The organism is Vibrio coralliilyticus, assembly GCF_024449095.1.
Taxonomy (GTDB): domain Bacteria; phylum Pseudomonadota; class Gammaproteobacteria; order Enterobacterales; family Vibrionaceae; genus Vibrio; species Vibrio coralliilyticus_A.
Window position 1 is genome coordinate 89,781 of sequence record NZ_CP024627.1, and the last position, 21,372, is coordinate 111,152.

Consider the following 21,372-nt stretch of genomic DNA (forward strand, 5'->3'; position numbering starts at 1 on the left):
ATTGAGCTAGGTGTTAATAAAGCTCTTTTAGTTTTCGGGTTAACGTGTTTCTTCCCCAACCGAGAACTTTGGCTGCATCTTGCTTGTGGCCGTTGGTATGCTCTAAGGCTGCTTCCAAAAGTATACGTTCAAATTCAGGAAGTGCGTAGGTCAGCAATTCGGTATCCCCTTGAGAGAGAGACTGTCTTGCCCAGCTAGAAAGCTGCTGCTGCCAGCTTACATCTGTATCGAAGTGAGCGTTGGATTTCTCTTCCAATAATTCAGTTGGGAGATCCGCTGGGAGGATTTCACTCCCGCTTGCCATCACAGTGAGCCAGCGACAGATGTTCTCCAATTGCCTGACATTGCCTGGCCAGTTAAGCCTATTGAGCGCTTCAATTGCAGAAGGGTGAAGCGTTTTGACATCCACCCCCAGCTCCTCTGCGGCCAAGGCAAGAAAATGTAGAGTGAGTTTTTCAATGTCTTGTTTGCGCTCACGCAATGCTGGAATTTGAATACGTATAACGTTTAGGCGATGAAATAGATCTTCACGAAAATCGCCTTGATGCACTAATCTCTCTAGGTTTTGGTGAGTCGCTGCGACAATTCGGACATCCACTTTGATCGGAGAGTGACCACCAACGCGATAAAACTGGCCATCAGCAAGTACCCGTAGTAATCGAGTTTGAATGTCGAGTGGCATGTCACCAATTTCATCAAGGAACAATGTGCCCCCGTTCGCTTGTTCAAAGCGCCCTTGTCGGATGCTATTGGCTCCCGTAAATGCCCCTTTTTCATGACCAAACAATTCAGACTCAATCAGGTCCTTGGGTATTGCCGCCATGTTAAGCGCAATAAATGGTTTGCTGGCCCTCGGGCTGTGTCGGTGTAGTGCATGAGCGACCAATTCTTTACCCGTTCCTGATTCACCGTTAATCAGGACTGAAATGGATGAACGAGATAACCGACCTATCGCACGAAAGACTTCCTGCATCGCAGGAGCTTCACCAATGATCTCTGGTGTATTGTAATCATTGGAATCTGAACTCGCTTGGTCGCGCTTTTGCTCCTGACTGTGCGCAATAGCACGTTCTACTAGTGTGAGCGTTTCATCGACATCAAAGGGCTTTGGCAGGTATTCAAATGCGCCTTTTTGATAGGCATTGACGGCGGCATCTAAATCGGAGTGCGCCGTCATGATGATCACCGGTAATTCGGGTGAACGGTCATGTACTTGTCTTAGTAGTTCGATGCCATCGATACCCGGCATACGAATGTCGGAGACCAGCACATCGGGCGTTTCACGTTCCAGTGCCAGTAAGACACTTTCAGCGTCGGAAAATGTATCGCACTTAATATTTGCTGACGAAAGGGTTTTCTCCATGACCCAACGGATGGAGCTATCATCATCGACCACCCAAACGTATCCTTTACTCATAACGAACTTATCCTTTCAGCAATGCAACTTACGTAAATTTAAATAGGCAGATATATGGTGAATGTGGTTCTGCCTGGCCAGCTTTCGACATCAATTTTGCCTTGATGCTGGTCTATTAGGTTCTGAGCGATTGATAAGCCCAGTCCTGTACCGCCTTCTCTTCCACTGACCATTGGATAGAAAAGGGTGTCTTGTAATTCTGCGGGGATGCCCGGCCCGTTGTCGATGATCTCTACCCGCGCAGCCAGCTTGCAGCGCTGACCATGAATATTGGTTTGATGCACTGTTCTGGTGCGAATGATGATATTGCCATTGTTCTGCTTCTGCAGAATTTGCCCAGCATTACTGACAATATTTAAAAGCGCTTGCTCAATCTGATCCGAATCCATTAAGAATTCCGGCAAACTAGGGTCGTAGTCACGCTCGATGGTGACGGACCGATCGACTTCTAACTCGACTAGTTGACGTACTTTCTCCAATATCAGGTGGAGATTTTCTTGTTGTTTTTTGCCCGGCTTTTGTGGACCAAGCAGGCGATCGACTAAGGAACGTAGTCTGTCTGCCTGTTCGATGATGATTTGGGTGTATTCCGTCAGGGATTGATCTGGCAGCATGCGTTCGAGTAACTGCGCCGCGCCGCGCAAGCCACCTAGCGGGTTTTTTATTTCATGAGCGAGCCCACGCACCAGTAGTTTGGCTGCTTGCTGTTGTGCGTGTTGATTCAATTCTTGCGATAAACGCCGTTGTTGACCAATCTTGCGCATTTCGACCAACAGCATGAGTTCTTTTTGCCAAGAGATCGGGCTGACCGTCACTTCGAGCATAAGCGGCTTACCATCTACCACAAAGGTGACGTCACTGTCGGTAATGCTTTGGCCGCTTTGTAGCGGCTGAGACAGTAGTGCTAAGTCCATAGAAGCGTGCTGGATGAGCTTGGACAACGGCTGGTCAACGATGCGTTTGGCACTTTGTGAAAACAACTGCTCCGCAGCTGGATTAGCATAACGGACTTGCAGTGATTCATTCATGATCAGTACAGACGTGACCTGATGATTGAGTATGATGTTATCGAGTTCGCTGCTCACTGTCGTCCCTCATCCTTGACCTTAAAATGTGCAATGCACCATTTTGGTGCGGTTACATTCCAAGTATGGCGCAATAACTCATGCAGAAGAAGTAAAAAGGCCATATATCATCGCTTTTAAGCACCATCATTGCTGATTGCACCGTCATGAACTGAATAATGCAATAAGCTTGCCGAGCATAAGATATTGAATAAAAAGCTTTTTGTTAGTGGGTTAGATATAAAAAAGGCTCACGTTATCGGTGAGCCTTTCTAAGGAAGGAGTTAATCGACGGAGCGATTACACAGAGTAGTAAAGTTCAAACTCAAGTGGGTGAGTTGTCATGTTTACTTGTTCTACGTCCTGAGACTTAAGGCCGATGTAAGAATCGATAAAGTCGTCAGAGAATACGCCGCCAGCTGTTAGGAACTCACGGTCTGCATCTAGTGAATCTAGTGCATCTTTCAGTGAGTAAGCCACTGTTGGGATTTCTGCTGCTTCTTCTGCTGGTAGATCGTATAAGTCTTTATCCATTGCTTCACCTGGGTGGATCTTGTTCTTAATACCGTCAAGACCAGCCATTAGCATTGCTGCAAAACATAGGTATGGGTTAGCAGATGGATCACCGAAGCGAACTTCGATGCGACGTGCTTTCGGGCTTGGTACCACAGGGATACGAATAGAAGCACTACGGTTACGAGCGGAGTAAGCTAGCATTACAGGCGCTTCGAAACCAGGAACAAGACGCTTGTATGAGTTAGTCGACGCGTTTGCGAATGCGTTGATTGCACGAGCGTGTTTGATGATACCGCCAATGTAGTAAAGTGCCGTTTCAGATAGACCGCCGTACTTATCACCCGCGAACAGGTTAACACCGTCTTTAGCTAGAGATTGGTGCACGTGCATACCAGAGCCGTTGTCACCAACTAGTGGTTTCGGCATGAAGGTCGCTGTCTTACCAAATGCGTGAGCAACGTTATGAACCACGTACTTGTAGATTTGGATTTCGTCTGCTTTTGAAGTCAGTGTGTTGAAACGAGTCGCGATTTCGTTCTGACCTGCAGTCGCTACTTCGTGGTGGTGCGCTTCTACAACTAGACCCATTTCTTCCATGATTAGACACATAGCAGAACGGATGTCTTGAGATGAATCGACAGGAGCTACTGGGAAGTAACCACCTTTCACGCCAGGGCGGTGACCTTTGTTGCCTTCTTCGTAATCAGAACCTGTGTTCCATGCTGCTTCCACATCGTCGATCTTAAAGAAAGAACCTGACATATCGGTCGCGAACTTCACGTCGTCGAATAGGAAGAACTCTGGCTCAGGACCGATAAGTACGGTATCAGCAACGCCTGTAGAGCGCATGTAATCTTCAGCGCGTTTAGCGATAGAGCGTGGGTCACGATCGTAACCTTGCATCGTTGCAGGCTCAAGGATGTCACAGCGGATGTTTAGAGTTGCATCTTCAGTAAATGGGTCGAGTACAGCAGAGGATGCATCTGGCATCATAACCATATCTGACTCGTTGATGCCTTTCCAGCCAGCAACTGAAGAACCATCGAACATCTTACCTTCTTCGAAGAAGTCTGCATCGATTTGGTGAGCAGGGATAGAGATATGTTGCTCTTTACCTTTTGTGTCGGTAAAGCGTAGGTCAACAAACTTAACTTCGTTTTCTTGGATCAGCGATAGAACGTTTTCAACTGACATCTTGGATAACCTCCAGTGTTATTAAAGCGGGTTAGCTCGATTGGTTTAACAAATCCAGCATTGATTAATTTCATTTCAATCGTATTAATCGATGCTGATTTAAATAAAGCCAAAACCGTGCCAAAAAAATTATTCCATTAATTTCAAGCAATTAATTGTTTAAGTGTCAGATTGGTGCAAAGTTCTGCACCAAAATGAACTAAGAATGCACCCTTGTGGTGCAATGTGCATGTGTTGCACCAATATGTAACAAAAGCGTATTCCATTCAGCCGCTATTCGTCATCTATGTCAACGCATAATTTCGTATATTCAGAGCGATATTGAGTTCGATCAAAGCACATTCATCAGAAAACCAGCGTATCAGATCACATATTTCTGGGTTTTTCGCTAAAATCTGGTACATTATGGCCGTTTTTTTAATCAAGTAAGCTCGCTTCATTCATCGACTATGTTTGAAGCGAGCTTCTACTATCGAGTGAATCAAATCCATGGCTACTCCACAGATTGATAAATTGAGAAATATCGCGATCATCGCGCACGTTGACCACGGTAAAACAACACTGGTTGATAAACTGCTACAGCAATCAGGCACTTTAGAGTCTCGCGGTGAAGCTGAAGAGCGAGTCATGGACTCGAACGACATCGAAAAAGAGCGCGGCATTACCATTCTTGCTAAAAACACAGCAATTAACTGGAATGACTACCGCATCAACATCGTAGATACTCCGGGACACGCGGACTTCGGTGGTGAAGTTGAGCGTATTATGTCAATGGTAGACTCAGTGCTGCTGATTGTTGACGCTGTTGATGGCCCTATGCCTCAGACTCGCTTCGTAACACAGAAAGCATTTGCTCACGGTCTTAAGCCAATTGTTGTTATCAACAAGATTGACCGTCCTGGCGCTCGTCCTGATTGGGTTATGGATCAAGTATTCGACCTATTCGATAACCTAGGTGCCACTGACGAACAGCTAGACTTCAAAGTGGTTTACGCATCAGCGCTTAACGGTTGGGCTTCTCTAGAAGAAGGCGAAACTGGCGAAGATATGGAACCGCTATTCGAAACCATCGTTGAAGAAGTGACAGCACCGCAAGTTGACCTAGACGGTCCACTACAGATGCAAGTTTCTCAGCTAGATTACAGCTCTTACGTTGGTGTTATCGGTGTTGCTCGTGTCACTCGTGGTAGCGTTAAGCCTAACCAACAGGTTACTGTTATCGGTGCGGACGGTAAGACTCGTAACGGTAAAGTCGGCACTGTAATGGGTTACCTAGGTCTTGAACGTCACGAAGTCGAGCAAGCTAACGCAGGTGACATCGTTGCAATCACAGGTCTTGGTGAGCTGAAAATTTCCGATACTATCTGTGCACAAAACCAAGTTGAAGCGTTACCAGCACTTTCTGTTGATGAGCCAACGGTAACCATGACGTTCCAAGTAAACACGTCTCCGTTTGCTGGTAAAGAAGGTAAATTCGTAACGTCACGTAACATCCTTGAGCGTCTAGAAAAAGAGCTAGTACACAACGTAGCACTGCGCGTTGAGCAACTCGATGATCCAGACAAATTCCGCGTATCAGGCCGTGGTGAACTTCACCTATCTATCCTGATCGAAAACATGCGTCGTGAAGGCTTCGAGCTAGCGGTTTCTCGTCCTGAAGTTATCATCAAAGAAGAAGATGGTCAGCTAATGGAACCGTACGAAACGGTAACTATCGATGTGATGGAAGAGCACCAAGGCGGCATCATGGAGAACATCGGCCTACGTAAAGGTGAGCTGACTGACATGTCTCCAGATGGCAAAGGTCGTGTACGTATGGACTTCATCATGCCTTCTCGTGGTCTGATTGGTTTCCAAACTGAATTCATGACGCTAACATCGGGTTCTGGTCTTCTTTACCACACATTCGATCACTACGGTCCACACAAAGGCGGCGAGATCGGTCAACGTATCAACGGCGTATTAATCTCTAACGGTATGGGTAAAGCGCTAACCAACGCACTATTCAACCTACAAGAGCGTGGCCGTATGTTCATCGGTCACGGTGTAGAAGTATACGAAGGCATGGTTGTTGGTATTCACAGCCGTGACAATGACCTAACAGTAAACGTACTGAAAGGTAAGCAGCTAACCAACGTTCGTGCTTCTGGTACTGATGATGCACAGGTCCTTACTCCGCCAATCATCATGACACTTGAGCAAGCACTTGAGTTCATCGATGATGACGAGCTAGTAGAAGTAACTCCTGAAAGTATCCGTATCCGTAAGAAGTTCCTAACGGAAAGTGATCGTAAGCGAGAAGCGCGTAACGCTAAGTAATTTCACTTAGTCGTTCTTTAAGCTATAAAGCCCTGAGTTGATACAACTTAGGGCTTTTTGTTATTACAGAGCAGTAAAAATGAAACCCATTATCGTTACTGGTGGTCCGGGGGCGGGTAAAACGACCTTAATTGAAGCGTTAGCTGAATATGGTTATGCCACTTTTTCTGAAGGATCACGTACGTTGATTGAGCAGCAGAGCCAACAACCAGAAGGGGTATTGCCTTGGACTGATCTGCCTGAGTTTGCCCGTTTATGCTTAGAGCTGATGGTGGAGCAAAAACTCACCGCTCAGCAATCGCAAGTCGCTTTTATGGATCGGGCTATTGCTGATATTGTTGCCTATCTTAAAGTGGGTGGCTGTAAAGTGGAGCAAGAGTTTCTAGCTCAAAGTGCTGGGTACCATAGTCAGGTGTTGAGTTGTCGACCTGAAGCCTCGATTTACGTTCAAGATGATGTGCGTCCTCATAGCTTTGAAGAGGCCGTCGACATTCACGACATGCTAGTTAAAACCTATTCTGAGCTGGGTTATCAAGTGATAGAAGTGCCATGGGGAACCGTAAAAGAACGGGTAGCCTTTATTCGTCAGGTCACTGGTTTAGTGACTGAGGTGTGAAAGGGCTACTTTTGATTGAGTTTTTTCAGGAACTTGTCTGATTCTGCGATCGCTGCATTCATGTCGTTGATCGCGTACTGGATATCTTGTTCTAAACTTGCGAATTCGCCTTGCAAAGACCCAATCGCACTCGCATTAAGGTTGTGCTTCAAGTAAAGCGTATTGTCACGCAATGTATTGAGCACTGGCGTCATTTTATCTTCTGCACGCTTCATTGCACTTAACATCGCCTTGTATGAACGCTGTGTTTCTTTCAGTTTCTGCTCACTGGTGCGACGAAGTTTGTCGCTGGTATAGAGATCCAGTTCGCTTTGCCATTCTGTAAAGAGTGCGTCTGATACGTCCTCAATTGCGGCAATGCGATCACTCACTTCTTGCGCGGCTTGCTCGCTGTCTTGGTATTTAGCGTTGATTTTATTGTAGACGGCTTCTAGTTCACCACCGTTGAAGTTGGTCAGTGTCGACAGTGCTTCTAGTGCGCTGGTGAATTCTTGCTGGGCTTCTTGTTGTGACTGCTTGGCATCTTCAACACGATCTACCATGATATCGCGTTTGTGATAGCCTACTTGTTCCATAGCTGAGTAATAGGCAGATTGGCAGCCCGAAAGGGCAAAAATGGAGAGCATCAGCACCAGTAAGTACGGCATGATCGTGTCCTTTCCTTTAAAATGATGATGTTAGGATGGCGTAGTTGATAAGGAGATACAAGTTGAATATCGAACAACTGAGTAAGCAGAGCCTAAATTTCGGGCGCTATCTGTTCATTCGCATGGGACATGACAGAGTAAACGTTAATGCGGGGTATTTGGCTTACATTACCTTATTGTCGATCGTACCTATGTTGACGGTGTTGCTGTCAGTACTGTCTTCTTTTTCTGTCTTTGCCAATGCCGGTGACGTGATTCAAGATTTTGTTATTACTCATTTTGTTCCCGCAGCAGGGGACGCAGTTAAATTGGCTTTGTTTGAGTTTGTTGCCAACACAGGAAAGATGACCGCTGTAGGTGGTTTGTTTTTGTTTATTGCAGCGTTAATGTTGATTTCTAACATCGATAAAAATCTTAATTATATCTGGCGAGTACAACGTAAGCGCCGAGCGGTGTTCTCCTTTTCTATGTATTGGATGGTACTGACACTTGGTCCCATTTTGGTCGGTGCGAGTATCGCTGCAACGTCTTATGTGACGTCCCTTAAAATTCTTGACAGCGAAGCCATTTCTGGCGCTTACGATTTGCTACTGCGTTGGCTGCCTTTCTTATTGTCCTTTTTTGCGTTTATGGGGTTGTACATCTTAGTGCCAAACAAGAAGGTTTATGTGTCTCATGCAGTAGTTGGGGCGATTGTCGCAGCACTATTGTTTGAAGCGAGTAAGAAAGGCTTTGCCGCGTACATCACTCAATTTCCTTCTTATCAATTGATTTATGGCGCGCTAGCGGCCATTCCAATATTGTTTGTGTGGGTGTATTTGTGCTGGCTGATTGTATTGGTTGGCGCTGAGGTAACGGCAGCGTTAGGTGAGCGAGAGCAGTGGAGTGAGGACCAAGAAATGGTACACTCTGCGCAAACGATGCAACCTCAGCAACAAGGAGTGGATAGTGATAGCGCTGATACAAAGAGTGAGTGAAGCCGCGGTACGTGTTGATGGTGAAGTGGTTGGCGAAATCGACCAAGGTCTACTTGTCCTGCTTGGTGTAGAAAAGGACGATGATGAAGCCAAAGCCAAGCGTCTGATGGAGCGTGTAACGACTTACCGAGTATTTGGTGACGATGATGGGAAGATGAACCTCAACGTGAAACAGGTTGATGGTAAAGTGCTGGTGGTGTCTCAGTTCACTTTACCTGCGGATACGAAGAAAGGTACCCGTGCGGGCTTTTCTCGCGGTGCACATCCCGAAGACGCTGAGCGTTTATACCACTATTTTGCTGACCAATGCGCACAGGTTCTACCAACTGAACGGGGGCGTTTTGCGGCGGATATGAAAGTATCTTTGATCAATGATGGCCCGGTGACCTTCTGGTTGCAGGTATAATGAGAAAGATAGGCTAGAAGGGTAACGTACAATTGTTACCGTTAAAAAAGGATTTTTATGTTTAAGCTGATCACGCCAAAAACGGAAAACCAACTCAACAAATATTATCATTTTCGCTGGCAGATGCTGCGCGAACCTTGGCGGATGCCGTTAGGTTCCGAGCGTGATGAATACGATGCAATGAGCCATCATCGTATGATAGTGGATGGCCGAGGACGCCCTATGGCGATTGGTCGACTTTATATCACGCCAGATAACGAAGCGCAGATTCGTTATATGGCGGTCAAAGGCAACCGTCGTAGTAAAGGCATGGGGTCGTTGGTACTGGTGGCTCTGGAGTCACTGGCGAGGCAAGAAGGGGCCAAACGTCTGGTGTGTAACGCACGTGAAGACGCAATTTCGTTCTACGAAAAGAATGACTTTGAGCGCCGAGGTGAACTGACCGATGAACGTGGCCCAGTACGACACCAACAGATGGTGAAAAAACTTGATCCAATGGCGAATGTTCTGCGCAAGCCTGAATGGTGTACTGAGCTGCAAGAGCGCTGGGAACATCAGATCCCGATCAGCGACAAGATGGGCATCAAGATCAATCAGTATACCGGCTATCAATTTGAGTGTTGTTCTCAACTCAATCCGAACTTAAACCCACATAATACGATGTTTGCGGGCTCAGCGTTTACCCTTGCGACCCTGACAGGGTGGGGGATGACATGGCTGCTGATGAAAGAGCGAGGTTTGAGTGGTGATATTGTGTTGGCTGATAGCCAGATCCGTTATCGTCACCCAGTGACTCAAAACCCGGTTGCTTCAACGTCTTTGGATGGGATCAGTGGCGACTTAGACCGCCTTGCCTCAGGCCGAAAGGCACGTATTGTCATTCATGTCACTATTCACAGTGGTGATACGGAAGCAGTAGAGTTTATCGGCACTTATATGCTGCTACCGAATTATAAATCGATGTTGGATTTGCCTGCGTCTTCATCTTCAGAAGAATGATTTTCTTCGCTGGCGGGTAAGGTAGATTCGACCTGCTCGCCACACACATCCTCAATTATATTGGTACGAGTGAATATATCGGACCACAATCTTTGGCAGTGATGCTTACTGGTAAAAATGAGTGTGCCAAATTGAGGTTTAGTCAGATCAATTTGTCCGGCAAGCTCTGCGCTTTCCCCGTCTGAAGAGACTTTAATTCGACCACGATCAACGTCAACTGTCACTTTATCAAGGGGCCAAAGCTGGAGGTGATTGATTGCTCCATCCACGGTTTTTGCTTCCAAGGCACCATCATGCAGATAAGCATTGATTGAACCTGTTAAGCTGTGCGCCAGCATGGCGTAGTCACCTGAGAGCCCACTCAGTTCCAATTCGACTTCTGCCAGGCCCGCCAGTTTAAACGGCAGCTGTGCTTGCAGAAGTGGTTGATTGACCTGAAACCCATCGATATGCAATGAAAGCTGCCAAGGTGCACTGGCTGATTGCCTTTGCCATTGTCCGCTTGCTTCAATATAGCCCTGATCCAACGGCACGAACGCGCGTTGTAAAGTAATGTCTCCCTGCTGTGCAGTGGCGGTGAGTACGGCTTGTGTCGTCATCAGTTGCTCAATGCTGGCGTTGTTAACACTGACTTCTAGATGACCGTTGTGCAATCCTACCTGATTTTGATGAATCAAGGTGAGATTCTCTCCTTCGATATTCAAACCGGACACTTGCCAATAGGGTGAGCGTTCTACTTGTATCAGTTGTGCATTTTCGATGTCGAGATCAGCGATACTCAATGAGTGAAGTGGCTTCGACACATCGGAGAGTGTGCGGAGAAGCTGGTCTGTTTGTTCTAGCCATTTTACTCCGGAAACCTTGAGTTGATTCAAGGCTACTTTGTTTGGTGTGATCTTGCCGTTGAACTGGATTCTTCCTTGTTTGAAATCGGCATCAAACTCATCTATGGCGATTTGGTTAGCACTCAAGCCTAACCTTGCAGTTGGCGAAATGAGGCGAATTTGTTCGAAATCGGCACTTTCAGCATCAAAGGAGATGTAGCCATTCTCCTGTAACCAAAGTGGACGGTCGAGATAGAGATTTTCGAGGGATGCATCGAGCTGATTAAATTGCCACCCAGCATAGTGGATGTTGCTGCTGAGAAGATCGAGGCTATTTATGTGGTACACCGGTAGATTGAGAGATTCCAAGCGCGAGAGCAATTTTTCTGCTGAGGTGCTTGACGGCATTTCAAGCTTATTGACGGTGACATTGATCAATGACCAGCCTTGAGAAAATTGTTCAGCTTGACCTGAGATGTCAGCGCCGTGCCATTGGAAAGAGGCGCCATAGATGGTGCTGTCTTGGGCTTGATATTGAGCGTCGATCAGCAGGTTATCTAGAGCTTCTCCTTTAATATAAAGCTGTTGGGCGGAAAGCTGAACATCCCCATAGGGTAAGTATTGCTGTGCACTGCTCCATTGAGGTTGTGTGACTTGAAGGTTGACATCGCGGGCAGACCAGCCGGGAGCGGTGATATCGACGTGTTGTAGAGCCAGCTGTTCTAAGTTAACCGATTGTAGCAAGGGCGAATTGAAATCAGTCAGGTCGACAGTGGCCCCCTCAACCAAAACTGAATCCAAGCTGGCTTTATTGTTTTTCCACAGCGATGGGCTTAGCCAAAGTGTCAGTTTAGGAATGTGCAGTGCGTTTGATTCAGCACCGATTTCAACATCTTCTAATGTCAGTTGATACGGAGGTGTGTAGGATGCGCGTTGAGTAGTGATGGTATAGGGGGTTAGATTTTGTAGCATCCCGTTGACTACTTGGCTCGCATAGCTAGTGTTGAGCAGAACGAACAGGGCCAGTAGCGGTAAGCTGATCAGGCTGACAATTGCAATGGCAGTTAGCAGCAATGCTTTCTTCAAAATCTCGACCTTTCCTCTAAGTAATGTTGCTAGCTTGGAACATTTTTTCTTTTCAGGCAACAAAAAGCCCCTCCCAAGAGGGGCTTAGCTAAGCAATTGGTGGCGATATCACTAATCTAGCTGAGGTCCAGCGGCAACCAGTGACTTACCTTCAGCGTTATCGGTGTACTTATCGAAGTTGTTGATAAAGCGCTGTGCCAAATCCTTCGCTTTGCTTTCCCACTGCAGCGGGTCAGTGTAGGTATCGCGAGGATCTAGGATTGTTGGGTCAACGTCATGTAACGCAGTTGGAACTTCCAAGTTGAAGATAGGAATATGCTTCGTTTCCGCTTTCTCAATCGAGCCATCTAAGATCGCATCAATGATGCCACGGGTATCTTGAATAGAGATACGCTTACCACTGCCGTTCCAGCCAGTATTGACGAGGTAAGCTTCTGCTCCTGCCGCTTCCATACGTTTCACCAGTACCTCAGCGTATTTGGTTGGATGCAGGGTCAAGAATGCCGCGCCAAAACACGCTGAGAAGGTTGGAGTGGGTTCGGTAATGCCACGCTCTGTACCAGCTAGTTTTGCGGTAAAGCCCGATAGGAAGTGATACTTGGTTTGTTCTGGCGTCAATTTTGATACCGGAGGTAGCACGCCGAACGCATCTGCAGATAAGAAAATCACCTTATTTGCATGGCCGGCTTTCGATACTGGTTTAACAATGTTTTCAATATGTTCGATGGGGTAAGACACACGCGTGTTTTCTGTTTTTGAGCCGTCATCGAAGTCAATGGAGCCATCACTGCGTACTGTTACGTTCTCAAGCAAAGCATCACGACGAATTGCATTGTAGATGTCCGGTTCGGCTTCTTTCGATAGCTTGATGGTCTTGGCGTAACACCCTCCTTCGAAGTTGAAGATACCATCGTCATCCCAGCCGTGCTCATCATCACCGATCAGCTCGCGCTTAGGATCAGTAGAGAGTGTGGTTTTACCTGTGCCTGATAGGCCAAAGAAGACTGCAACATCACCATTCTCTTTACACTTGTTGGCGCTGCAGTGCATAGAAGCAATGCCTTTGAGCGGGAGGAAGTAGTTCATCATAGCGAACATACCTTTCTTCATCTCACCGCCGTACCAAGTGCCACCGATCAATTGCATGCGCTCAGTCAGGTTGAAAACTGTGAAGTTTTCAGAGTTCAGACCGTGTTCTTGCCATTTCTGGTTGGTGCACTTCGCGCCATTCATGACGACGAAGTCAGGCTCGAATGTTGCTAACTCTTCCTCACTTGGGCGAATGAACATGTTCTTAACGAAGTGTGCTTGCCAAGCGACTTCAGTAATAACTCGGATGCTGAGGCGTGTATCTGGGTTGGCACCGCAGTAACCGTCAATCACAAAGACACGTTTACCTGAGAGTTGGTTAGTTACTTGTTCTTTGAGATCATTCCAGATTTCTTGAGTGATGGGTTTGTTGTCGTTTTTGACTTTATCAGAAGTCCACCACATGTGCTCTTCTGTTGTTGAGTCTTTAACGATGTACTTATCTTTTGGTGAGCGTCCAGTAAAGATACCCGTGTCCACGGCGACTGCACCGAGCTCTGTGACTACCCCTTTCTCGTAGCCTTCCAGATCTGCGCGCGTTTCTTCTTCGAACAGCATTTCGTAACTTGGATTGCGGACAACCTCTTTTACGTTGTGAAGCCCGTGTTTGGTAAGATCAATTGTTGCAGCCTTTGCATGTTCCATAACGGTCATAGGTGCTCCTTGTAGGAATATTTTGTAGGGATTTTGTAATAATGTTTTGATGGTTATCTGCTCACCATGCTAGCAACGGGTCTCTGTGAAAACAGGGATATAGCTCAAAATTTATCCATGATTTCTATGGGGTTTTAAGCGACTCATCACATATTGGCCGAGATAGTGTATCGTGCACGCAAAGGATTGCGCTAGAGCAAGAAGGATTATTAATTGACTAAAATTAAGTGGTTGTTTTATTACGTTAAAGCCTAATGTTAACGGGGCTTTGATCACAAAAAGGCCAGCGATATGCTGGCCTTTTGACTGGTAAATTACGTGCTTCTTAAATTATAAAAATTAATGCAACGTTTTGTTGCCCGAATCAGTCTGATCGAACAGCTCTGCAACTTGAGCTTCATCAAACGTGTAATTCGTGCCGCAGTAATCACAATGTAAAGAAATTGAGCCAACCTCTGCCAAAATGTCATTGATTTCTGAGCGCTCGACAGTGACGATCGCGGCACCGCTGCGCTCGCGTGAACAGCCGCAGTGGAATGTCACTGGCTGTGGTTCAAACAGACGAACTTTCTCTTGGTTGTATAGACGGTAAAGCAGATCGTTGGCTTCAAGTGTGAATAGCTCTTCGTCTTTAACGGTATCTGTCAGTTGCTCTAGATGTTCAAAATCTTCAGGCGTTCCAGTACCATCTGGCATAACTTGGATCAGCATGCCAGCAGCATGCTGTTGACCTTGGTGTTCACCGAGGCGCAACCAAATACGAGTCTTTAACTGCTCTGAGTTGGCGAAGTAGCTTTCAAGAATTTCAGATAAGTTGTCACCATCTAGGCCAACAATACCTTGGTAACGTTCACCTTTCTTAGGATCGATAGTGATGACTAAGTGACCTTTGCCCATCATGTCATGAATGCTAGCGTCGTCAGCAATATCACCTTCCCAGCGCGCGACACCGCGAATTTTCTGGTCATTATCACCATTAATGACAGCCAGAGAAACTGGGCCATCGCCTTGCAGCTGCATAGTAATAGAGCCTTCGAACTTTAAGGTTGCAGTCAGCAGGGTTGTAGATACTAATAGCTCACCCAGTAGCTTCTGAAGTGGGGCTGGGTATTCCTTGCTGGAGATAATACGTTGGTAAGCGTCGTCCAATTGTACCAACTCGCCACGTACAGACAGGTCTTCAAAAAGGTAGCGATTTAAAACATTGTTTGCCATGTAAGCATTTCCTCGTACGTATGGTACTGATATCAGGCCAGTTTGGGCTGATACTTATTGATGTTTGAATTTGATGATGTCGCGACGCTGCTTTTTGTCAGGGCGACGATCTGGGCTTGGGTTATGGGCGTGAAGTTTGCGACGGGAGGCATTTTCTTCACGTTTAGCAAGGCTGTCTACCGTCTCTGTATAAAGAGTCTGAGCTTCCGGTGCGCCACGACGCTGATCGGAAATCTTTTCAATGATGACGGTTTTTTCCTCATGCCCCTGACGAAGCGTAATCATTGCGCCAAGCTCTACAGCTTTACTCGGCTTGCTGCGCTGGCCATTATAGTGAACTTTGCCGCCGTCGACCATATTTCGAGCAATGGAGCGAGTTTTGTAAAAACGTGCTGCCCATAGCCATTTATCAAGTCTAACTGCTTCAGTTTGGGAACCCATTGTGGATACTCGCCTCTAACTGGTGGTGAATCTTGTGCCAAATTATTGGTGTAACAATGGTGATGAAGCGCGCATTTTTCAAGGTATGTGGTAAAATTCCGCCGCTTTACATGTTAATCAGGCCGTTAGCTATTTAGCCTATTTCATATTTTGGTAGAATGCTTGGTTCAAATAAAAACTCTAATTATAGAGTACTTTGCTTGGTAAACAGTACCTTGCATGGCTTCGTCAGCTGGTGATCAAAAGGATTGTGAGTGAACATACGTGGTGTAATTCGACAGGACAGTTTCATAAAAAATCAGGACCGCCTGAGCTCAATGGCAACAGTGTTATTGTTAGGGCTGAGTGCTTGGGTGGCTGGTGCGATGATCTGGAAACCGATGGAATCGCAATCTGTGACGCCATGGCAGCCGACATTGGTTTCGGGCAGCGTGAGTAAAGGTTCAGGTTTGAACATTGCTGATCTGCAAAATAGTCACCTGTTTGGCCGTTACCAAGCACAACAAGCCCCTGTTGTGAAAAAGCCAGTGGTGACAGAAGCCCCAAAAAGTCGCTTGAATGTAATTTTGGTTGGTGTTGTGACGAGTACCGAACCGGATAAAAACCTTGCAGTAGTTGCCAGTAGAGGTCAACAGGCCACTTATGGTATTGGTGAAGCACTGGAAGGAACTCGAGCGACGGTTGTACAGGTGTTGTATGACCGAATTATCGTCGATAACTCAGGTCGCAATGAAACAGTCATGTTAGAAGGGCTAAAATACACCAAAGATCCGCAGCCACAACCAAAGACCAAATCAATAAAAGCAGACGTTTCCGCCGATAAGCTGGAAGAAATTCGTTCTGTTATTCGCAAAGATGCCAAACAAATTTTCCAATATGTTCGCATGTCTCAAATAAAAAGAGACGGTGAAGTTATTGGTTATCGCTTAACCCCAGGTAAAGAGAAAGAACTATTCGAATCGGTTGGCTTACAGTCAGGGGATATAGCAACACAAATCAATGGCCAAGATCTCAGTAACCCTGCAGCGATGGGGGAGATCTTCAAAAATATGTCTCAACTTACCGAACTTAATTTAACGGTAGAGAGAGATGGCCAGCCTTATGAAATTTATATTGAATTATAAGAATGATGCAGATGCGTGAATCATTCCGAGGAGTAGAGAGTGAACCATTGGCTTAAAAAAAGCGCTTGGCTTTTAGCAGGAAGCTTGTTGACGTCACCTGCCGTTGTATTCGCGAATGAATACAGTGCGAGCTTTAAAGGCACAGATATTCAAGAGTTCATCAACATTGTTGGTCGGAATCTGGAAAAAACCATCATCGTTGACCCGTCAGTACGTGGCAAGATTGATGTTCGTAGTTACGATATGTTGTCAGAAGAGCAGTACTACAGCTTTTTCTTAAATGTGCTCGAAGTCTATGGCTACGCTGTTGTTGAAATGGATAACGGTGTTATCAAAGTCATCAAGTCGAAAGACGCCAAAACATCAGCGATCCCTGTTGTCGGTGATGGTTCCGTTCAAGGTGACGAAGTGGTCACTCGTGTCGTAGCGGTTCGTAATGTTTCGGTGCGTGAATTGTCCCCTTTGCTGCGTCAATTGAATGATAATGCAGGGGCGGGTAATGTGGTTCACTACGATCCTGCCAATATCATCTTGATTACCGGCCGTGCAGCGGTGGTTAACCGATTAGCCGACATCATCAAACGTGTTGACCAAGCCGGTGACAAAGAAATCGAAGTGGTTGAGTTAGACAATGCTTCAGCGGCCGAAATGGTGCGAATTGTTGAAGCGTTGAACAAGACTAATGACGCGAAAAGTACACCAGCCTTTCTTCAGCCAAAGCTGGTGGCCGATGACCGTACTAACTCCATCCTTATCTCCGGTGATCCTCAAGTTCGCCAGCGGTTGCGTAAGTTGATTAAGCAGCTGGATGTCGAGATGGCGACCAAAGGCAACAACCGTGTGGTGTACCTCAAGTACGCTAAAGCAGAAGACCTCGTTGATGTACTCAAAGGGGTGTCGGATAACCTTCAAGCCGAAAAGTCCTCAGGTACTAAGCAATCCTCCAGTGCCCAGCGCGGCGAAGTGATGATTTCAGCTCACCCTGGCACCAATGCGCTTGTTCTGACCGCGCCGCCAGATATTATGAATGCGCTGCAAGATGTCATTTCTCAATTGGATATTCGCCGTGCACAGGTGCTGATTGAAGCCCTGATTGTCGAAATGACAGAAGGTGACGGTATTAACTTAGGTGTCCAGTGGGGCTCGCTCGAAACTGGTGCGATGATTCAGTACGGTAATACGGGCACACCCATTGGCCAAGTGATGGTTGGCCTCGAAGAAGCCGAAGATCAGAAGAGTACAGAGTATTACACTGATAATAACGGTAATCGAGTACCGTATGATGTGACTGAACCTGGTGATTATTCCACGCTAGCTTCCGCGCTCTCTGGCGTTAATGGTGCGGCACTTAGTGTAGTAATGGGAGATTGGACCGCACTGATCAGCGCAGTATCAAGCGACACCAACTCTAACATTCTGTCTTCTCCGAGCATTACCGTTATGGATAATGGCGAAGCGTCTTTCATTGTCGGTGAAGAGGTACCTGTCATCACGGGTTCAGCCGCTGGTTCGAACAACGATAACCCATTCCAGACGGTGGATCGTAAAGAAGTCGGTATCAAGCTGAAAGTTGTACCACAAATCAATGAAGGCAACTCAGTCCAGCTCACCATTGAGCAAGAAGTGTCTAACGTGCTACCGGCAACCAGTAATGCAGCGGTGGATGTCAGTTTTGCGAAACGTCAGCTTAATACCTCGGTTATGGTAGAAGATGGCCAAATGATTGTACTGGGTGGTTTGATTGACGAGCGTGCGCAAGAAAGTGAGTCTAAAGTACCGCTGCTTGGTGATATCCCGTATCTTGGCCGCTTGTTTAAGTCGACCAGTTCACAAATGCAAAAATCTAATCTGATGGTCTTCATCAAGCCAACCATCATTCGTGATGGTATGACGGCTGACGGTATTACTCAGCGTAAGTACAACTTTATTCGTGCTGAGCAGCTTTACAAAGCGGATCAAGGTCTGAAGCTGATGGAAGATGCTCGAACACCGGTACTGCCTAAGTTTGGTGAAGAGATCAGTCACCCAGCAGAGATTCAAGCCTTCCTTGACCAAATGGAAACTCAGTGATGGATGAAATAGCCACATTTCGTCGCTTACCATTCAGCTTTGCCAATCGCTTCAAATTGGTTCTTGAGCCAACAGAACAGGGACTCACTCTCTACTATGTTGAGCCATTGGCATTTGAAGCCTTGATTGAAGTGAAGCGCGTGGTGGGTGAACAGTTTGAGTTGCGTGAAGTGTCGAAAGATGAGTTTGACTCCAAACTGACGGAAGCCTATCAGCGTGACTCCTCAGAAGCCCGTCAGCTAATGGAAGATCTTGGTGCAGATAATGATGACTTTTTCTCGTTAGCGGAAGATCTCCCACAGGATGAAGACTTGCTCGAGTCGGATGACGATGCACCAATCATCAAACTGATCAATGCCATGCTCGGTGAAGCGATCAAAGAAGGGGCGTCGGATATTCACATCGAGACCTTCGAAAAAGCGCTTTCCATTCGCTTCCGAGTGGATGGTGTGTTGCGCGATGTCCTATCACCAAGTCGTAAGCTTGCACCGTTATTAGTTTCTCGTGTTAAGGTCATGGCCAAGCTGGATATTGCGGAAAAACGAGTGCCTCAAGATGGCCGTATTTCACTGCGTATTGGCGGGCGAGCTGTTGATGTGCGTGTGTCCACCATGCCGTCTTCTCATGGTGAACGTGTGGTTATGCGTTTGCTTGACAAGAACGCCACTCGACTGGACTTACACAGTCTAGGCATGACGCCGGCTAACCATGAAAACTTCCGCAGCATGATTGAGCGTCCTCACGGCATCATCTTGGTCACTGGTCCTACGGGTTCAGGTAAATCGACCACCTTGTATGCTGGCCTTCAGGAGCTCAACAGCAATGAACGCAATATCCTGACCGTTGAAGACCCGATTGAATTCGATATTGATGGTATCGGCCAGACACAGGTCAACCCCAAAGTAGACATGACCTTTGCTCGTGGCCTGCGCGCTATATTACGTCAGGATCCAGATGTTGTGATGGTCGGTGAGATCCGTGACCTAGAAACAGCTCAGATTGCTGTTCAAGCTTCTTTGACCGGTCACCTAGTAATGTCGACCTTACACACTAATACGGCAGTGGGGGCGATTACTCGCTTGCGTGATATGGGGATTGAACCATTCCTGATTTCTTCTTCATTGCTTGGCGTGCTCGCCCAGCGCTTAGTTCGAACACTGTGTCCAGACTGTAAAGTGCCTTATGAGGCGGATAATGAAACCAAAAAGTTGTTTGAACTATCGAGTGATGATGAGCTGACACTATACAAAGCCAACGGCTGTGAGCACTGTAACCACAAAGGCTACCGTGGACGTACCGGTATTCATGAACTCCTCGTCGTGGATGAGCAGGTGCAGGAAAAAATTCACAGCGAAGCGGGAGAGCAAGCGATAGAAAAAGCCATCCGTGAGTACACACCAAGCATTCGTGAAGATGGCTTGAGCAAAGTGCGTCTGGGTATTACGTCTCTCGAAGAAGTGATTCGGGTGACTAAGGAAGGCTAATGGCAGCGTTTGAATATAAAGCCCTCAATAAGAAAGGCAAAACCCAGAAAGGGGTAATTGAAGGTGATAACGCTCGTCAGGTCCGAGCTAGGCTCAAAGAACAAGGGCTGATGCCCGTAGAAGTGAGTGAAACACGCCAGAAAGCGAAAAAGCAAACGGAACAGGCAGGGTTGACGTTCAAACGCGGTATCAGTACGCCTGATTTAGCATTGATCACTCGTCAGCTGGCGACTTTGGTGCAATCTGGCATGCCTTTGGAAGAGTGCCTTAAAGCCGTATCGGAGCAGTCGGAGAAACCGCGTATTCGCACTATGTTATTGGCGGTACGTTCTAAAGTTACCGAAGGTTACACCTTGTCGGACAGTCTGGCGGATTTTCCGCACATCTTTGATGATTTGTTCCGTTCTATGGTGTCTGCTGGTGAGAAATCGGGCCACTTAGATGCGGTGTTAGAGCGCCTAGCTGATTACGCTGAAAACCGCCAGAAAATGCGTTCCAAGTTGCAGCAGGCAATGATTTACCCTGTTGTGTTGGTGGTGTTTGCGATTGGTATTGTCGCCTTTTTGCTCGCGGCAGTAGTACCGAAAATTGTAGGTCAGTTTGTGCAGATGGGGCAGGAATTGCCTCAATCGACGCAATTTCTACTCGCGTCTAGTGAATTCATTCAGAATTGGGGGATTCAGATTCTGGTGGCTTTGACTGCCGTTGTATATCTGTTTAAGTTTGCCCTTAGCAAACCGAATTTGCGTCTGAGCTGGGATCGAAAAATCGTTCATATGCCTATGATTGGCAAAATCTCCCGAGGCCTCAATACATCGCGTTTTGCGCGCACGTTGTCGATTTGTACTTCCAGTGCGATTCCGATTTTAGATGGCATGAAAGTGGCAGTGGATGTGATGTCTAATCATTATGTTAAACAGCAGGTGCTGAGTGCGACAGATAATGTTCGTGAAGGGGCAAGCCTGCGTAAGTCACTTGAGCAAACCAAACTCTTCCCGCCGATGATGCTGCATATGATCGCCAGTGGTGAGCAAAGTGGTGAATTGGAAAGCATGCTGACTCGCGCGGCTGATAACCAAGATGCTAACTTTGAATCAACGGTCAATATCGCCTTAGGTATTTTCACTCCAGCATTAATAGCACTGATGGCTGGCTTAGTACTGTTTATCGTAATGGCGACCCTGATGCCAATTTTAGAAATGAACAACTTAATGAGTGGATAGTCATACT

Annotated in this window: 17 protein-coding genes; 9 read left to right on the forward strand and 8 right to left on the reverse strand. The window is 46.7% G+C overall.

Annotation, left to right across the window (positions count from 1 at the left end; all coding sequences use genetic code 11):
• Nucleotides 1–13 precede the first annotated feature (13 nt).
• From glnG to glnA, 3 genes are all read right to left on the reverse strand, one after another.
• On the reverse strand, nt 14–1,417 hold the full coding sequence (glnG, locus tag CTT30_RS00395) for a nitrogen regulation protein NR(I) (RefSeq protein WP_252035685.1): 1,404 nt from the start codon (nt 1,415–1,417) through the stop codon (nt 14–16).
• Between the two features lie 38 nt (nt 1,418–1,455).
• The gene (glnL, locus tag CTT30_RS00400; RefSeq protein WP_252035687.1) at nt 1,456–2,502 is read right to left on the reverse strand and encodes a nitrogen regulation protein NR(II); all 1,047 of its coding nucleotides are present in this window, start codon (nt 2,500–2,502) and stop codon (nt 1,456–1,458) included.
• Between the two features lie 279 nt (nt 2,503–2,781).
• A complete protein-coding gene (gene glnA, locus CTT30_RS00405) occupies nt 2,782–4,191 on the reverse strand; it encodes a glutamate--ammonia ligase (protein ID WP_206375592.1) in 1,410 nt (469 codons plus the stop codon).
• A gap of 489 nt (nt 4,192–4,680) precedes the next feature.
• Here glnA and typA point away from each other — a divergent pair, with 489 nt between their 5' ends.
• Together typA and CTT30_RS00415 are read left to right on the forward strand one after the other, a co-directional pair.
• Nucleotides 4,681–6,510: a translational GTPase TypA gene (typA, locus tag CTT30_RS00410; RefSeq protein ID WP_252035688.1), complete on the forward strand. Its 1,830-nt coding sequence runs from the start codon at nt 4,681–4,683 to the stop codon at nt 6,508–6,510.
• A 79-nt stretch (nt 6,511–6,589) separates the two neighbouring features.
• The gene (locus CTT30_RS00415) at nt 6,590–7,126 is read left to right on the forward strand and encodes an AAA family ATPase (protein ID WP_252035690.1); all 537 of its coding nucleotides are present in this window, start codon (nt 6,590–6,592) and stop codon (nt 7,124–7,126) included.
• A 5-nt stretch (nt 7,127–7,131) separates the two neighbouring features.
• Here the strand turns inward: CTT30_RS00415 and CTT30_RS00420 are convergent, their stop codons facing one another.
• Nucleotides 7,132–7,773: a DUF2959 domain-containing protein gene (locus tag CTT30_RS00420; protein ID WP_239837869.1), complete on the reverse strand. Its 642-nt coding sequence runs from the start codon at nt 7,771–7,773 to the stop codon at nt 7,132–7,134.
• Nucleotides 7,774–7,835: 62 nt separating this feature from the next.
• Between CTT30_RS00420 and CTT30_RS00425 the strand changes: the two genes are divergently transcribed.
• Genes CTT30_RS00425 through CTT30_RS00435 form a run of 3 tightly spaced genes read left to right on the forward strand, consistent with a single transcriptional unit; the run spans nt 7,836 to nt 10,155 of the window.
• The gene (locus CTT30_RS00425; RefSeq protein WP_252035691.1) at nt 7,836–8,750 is read left to right on the forward strand and encodes a virulence factor BrkB family protein; all 915 of its coding nucleotides are present in this window, start codon (nt 7,836–7,838) and stop codon (nt 8,748–8,750) included.
• Nucleotides 8,722–9,156 carry a D-aminoacyl-tRNA deacylase gene (dtd, locus tag CTT30_RS00430; protein WP_239876111.1) on the forward strand — a complete coding sequence of 145 codons (435 nt, stop codon included), beginning with the start codon at nt 8,722–8,724 and terminating at the stop codon, nt 9,154–9,156. The genes CTT30_RS00425 and dtd overlap by 29 nt, the downstream gene beginning before the upstream one ends.
• 57 nt (nt 9,157–9,213) lie before the next feature.
• A complete protein-coding gene (locus CTT30_RS00435) occupies nt 9,214–10,155 on the forward strand; it encodes a bifunctional GNAT family N-acetyltransferase/hotdog fold thioesterase (RefSeq protein ID WP_252035692.1) in 942 nt (313 codons plus the stop codon).
• On the opposite strand, the gene CTT30_RS00440 is transcribed toward CTT30_RS00435, so the two are convergent.
• From CTT30_RS00440 to hslR, 4 genes are all read right to left on the reverse strand, one after another.
• Complete coding sequence (locus tag CTT30_RS00440; protein WP_252035693.1) at nt 10,107–12,065, reverse strand: AsmA family protein; 1,959 nt, start codon at nt 12,063–12,065, stop codon at nt 10,107–10,109. The genes CTT30_RS00435 and CTT30_RS00440 overlap by 49 nt on opposite strands.
• A 111-nt stretch (nt 12,066–12,176) precedes the next feature.
• Nucleotides 12,177–13,808, reverse strand: coding sequence for a phosphoenolpyruvate carboxykinase (ATP) (gene pckA, locus CTT30_RS00445; RefSeq protein ID WP_252035694.1), 1,632 nt, complete (start codon nt 13,806–13,808; stop codon nt 12,177–12,179).
• 339 nt (nt 13,809–14,147) lie between these two features.
• Complete coding sequence (hslO, locus tag CTT30_RS00450; RefSeq protein ID WP_252035695.1) at nt 14,148–15,023, reverse strand: Hsp33 family molecular chaperone HslO; 876 nt, start codon at nt 15,021–15,023, stop codon at nt 14,148–14,150.
• Between the two features lie 54 nt (nt 15,024–15,077).
• Nucleotides 15,078–15,464: a ribosome-associated heat shock protein Hsp15 gene (hslR, locus tag CTT30_RS00455; protein ID WP_239871739.1), complete on the reverse strand. Its 387-nt coding sequence runs from the start codon at nt 15,462–15,464 to the stop codon at nt 15,078–15,080.
• A 254-nt stretch (nt 15,465–15,718) separates the two neighbouring features.
• Between hslR and gspC the strand changes: the two genes are divergently transcribed.
• The 4 genes from gspC to gspF are packed head-to-tail and all read left to right on the forward strand — an operon-like array spanning nt 15,719 to nt 21,365.
• Complete coding sequence (gspC, locus tag CTT30_RS00460) at nt 15,719–16,588, forward strand: type II secretion system protein GspC (protein WP_239871742.1); 870 nt, start codon at nt 15,719–15,721, stop codon at nt 16,586–16,588.
• A 39-nt stretch (nt 16,589–16,627) separates the two neighbouring features.
• The gene (gene gspD, locus CTT30_RS00465; RefSeq protein ID WP_252035697.1) at nt 16,628–18,658 is read left to right on the forward strand and encodes a type II secretion system secretin GspD; all 2,031 of its coding nucleotides are present in this window, start codon (nt 16,628–16,630) and stop codon (nt 18,656–18,658) included.
• The gene (gene gspE / locus CTT30_RS00470; protein ID WP_252035698.1) at nt 18,658–20,142 is read left to right on the forward strand and encodes a type II secretion system ATPase GspE; all 1,485 of its coding nucleotides are present in this window, start codon (nt 18,658–18,660) and stop codon (nt 20,140–20,142) included. The genes gspD and gspE overlap by 1 nt, the downstream gene beginning before the upstream one ends.
• Nucleotides 20,142–21,365 carry a type II secretion system inner membrane protein GspF gene (gene gspF, locus CTT30_RS00475; protein WP_239871754.1) on the forward strand — a complete coding sequence of 408 codons (1,224 nt, stop codon included), beginning with the start codon at nt 20,142–20,144 and terminating at the stop codon, nt 21,363–21,365. The genes gspE and gspF overlap by 1 nt, the downstream gene beginning before the upstream one ends.
• The last annotated feature ends 7 nt before the right edge of the window (nt 21,366–21,372 follow it).

Bases quoted from the DNA above. Each gene is read 5' to 3' on its own strand.
- glnG (WP_252035685.1), bottom strand. From the start codon at position 1,417: ATGAGTAAAGGATACGTTTGGGTGGTCGATGATGATAGCTCCATCCGT.
- glnA (WP_206375592.1), bottom strand. From the start codon at position 4,191: ATGTCAGTTGAAAACGTTCTATCGCTGATCCAAGAAAACGAAGTTAAG.
- typA (WP_252035688.1), top strand. From the start codon at position 4,681: ATGGCTACTCCACAGATTGATAAATTGAGAAATATCGCGATCATCGCG.
- CTT30_RS00415 (WP_252035690.1), top strand. From the start codon at position 6,590: ATGAAACCCATTATCGTTACTGGTGGTCCGGGGGCGGGTAAAACGACC.
- CTT30_RS00420 (WP_239837869.1), bottom strand. From the start codon at position 7,773: ATGCCGTACTTACTGGTGCTGATGCTCTCCATTTTTGCCCTTTCGGGC.
- CTT30_RS00435 (WP_252035692.1), top strand. From the start codon at position 9,214: ATGTTTAAGCTGATCACGCCAAAAACGGAAAACCAACTCAACAAATAT.
- pckA (WP_252035694.1), bottom strand. From the start codon at position 13,808: ATGACCGTTATGGAACATGCAAAGGCTGCAACAATTGATCTTACCAAA.
- hslO (WP_252035695.1), bottom strand. From the start codon at position 15,023: ATGGCAAACAATGTTTTAAATCGCTACCTTTTTGAAGACCTGTCTGTA.
- hslR (WP_239871739.1), bottom strand. From the start codon at position 15,464: ATGGGTTCCCAAACTGAAGCAGTTAGACTTGATAAATGGCTATGGGCA.
- gspE (WP_252035698.1), top strand. From the start codon at position 18,658: ATGGATGAAATAGCCACATTTCGTCGCTTACCATTCAGCTTTGCCAAT.
- gspF (WP_239871754.1), top strand. From the start codon at position 20,142: ATGGCAGCGTTTGAATATAAAGCCCTCAATAAGAAAGGCAAAACCCAG.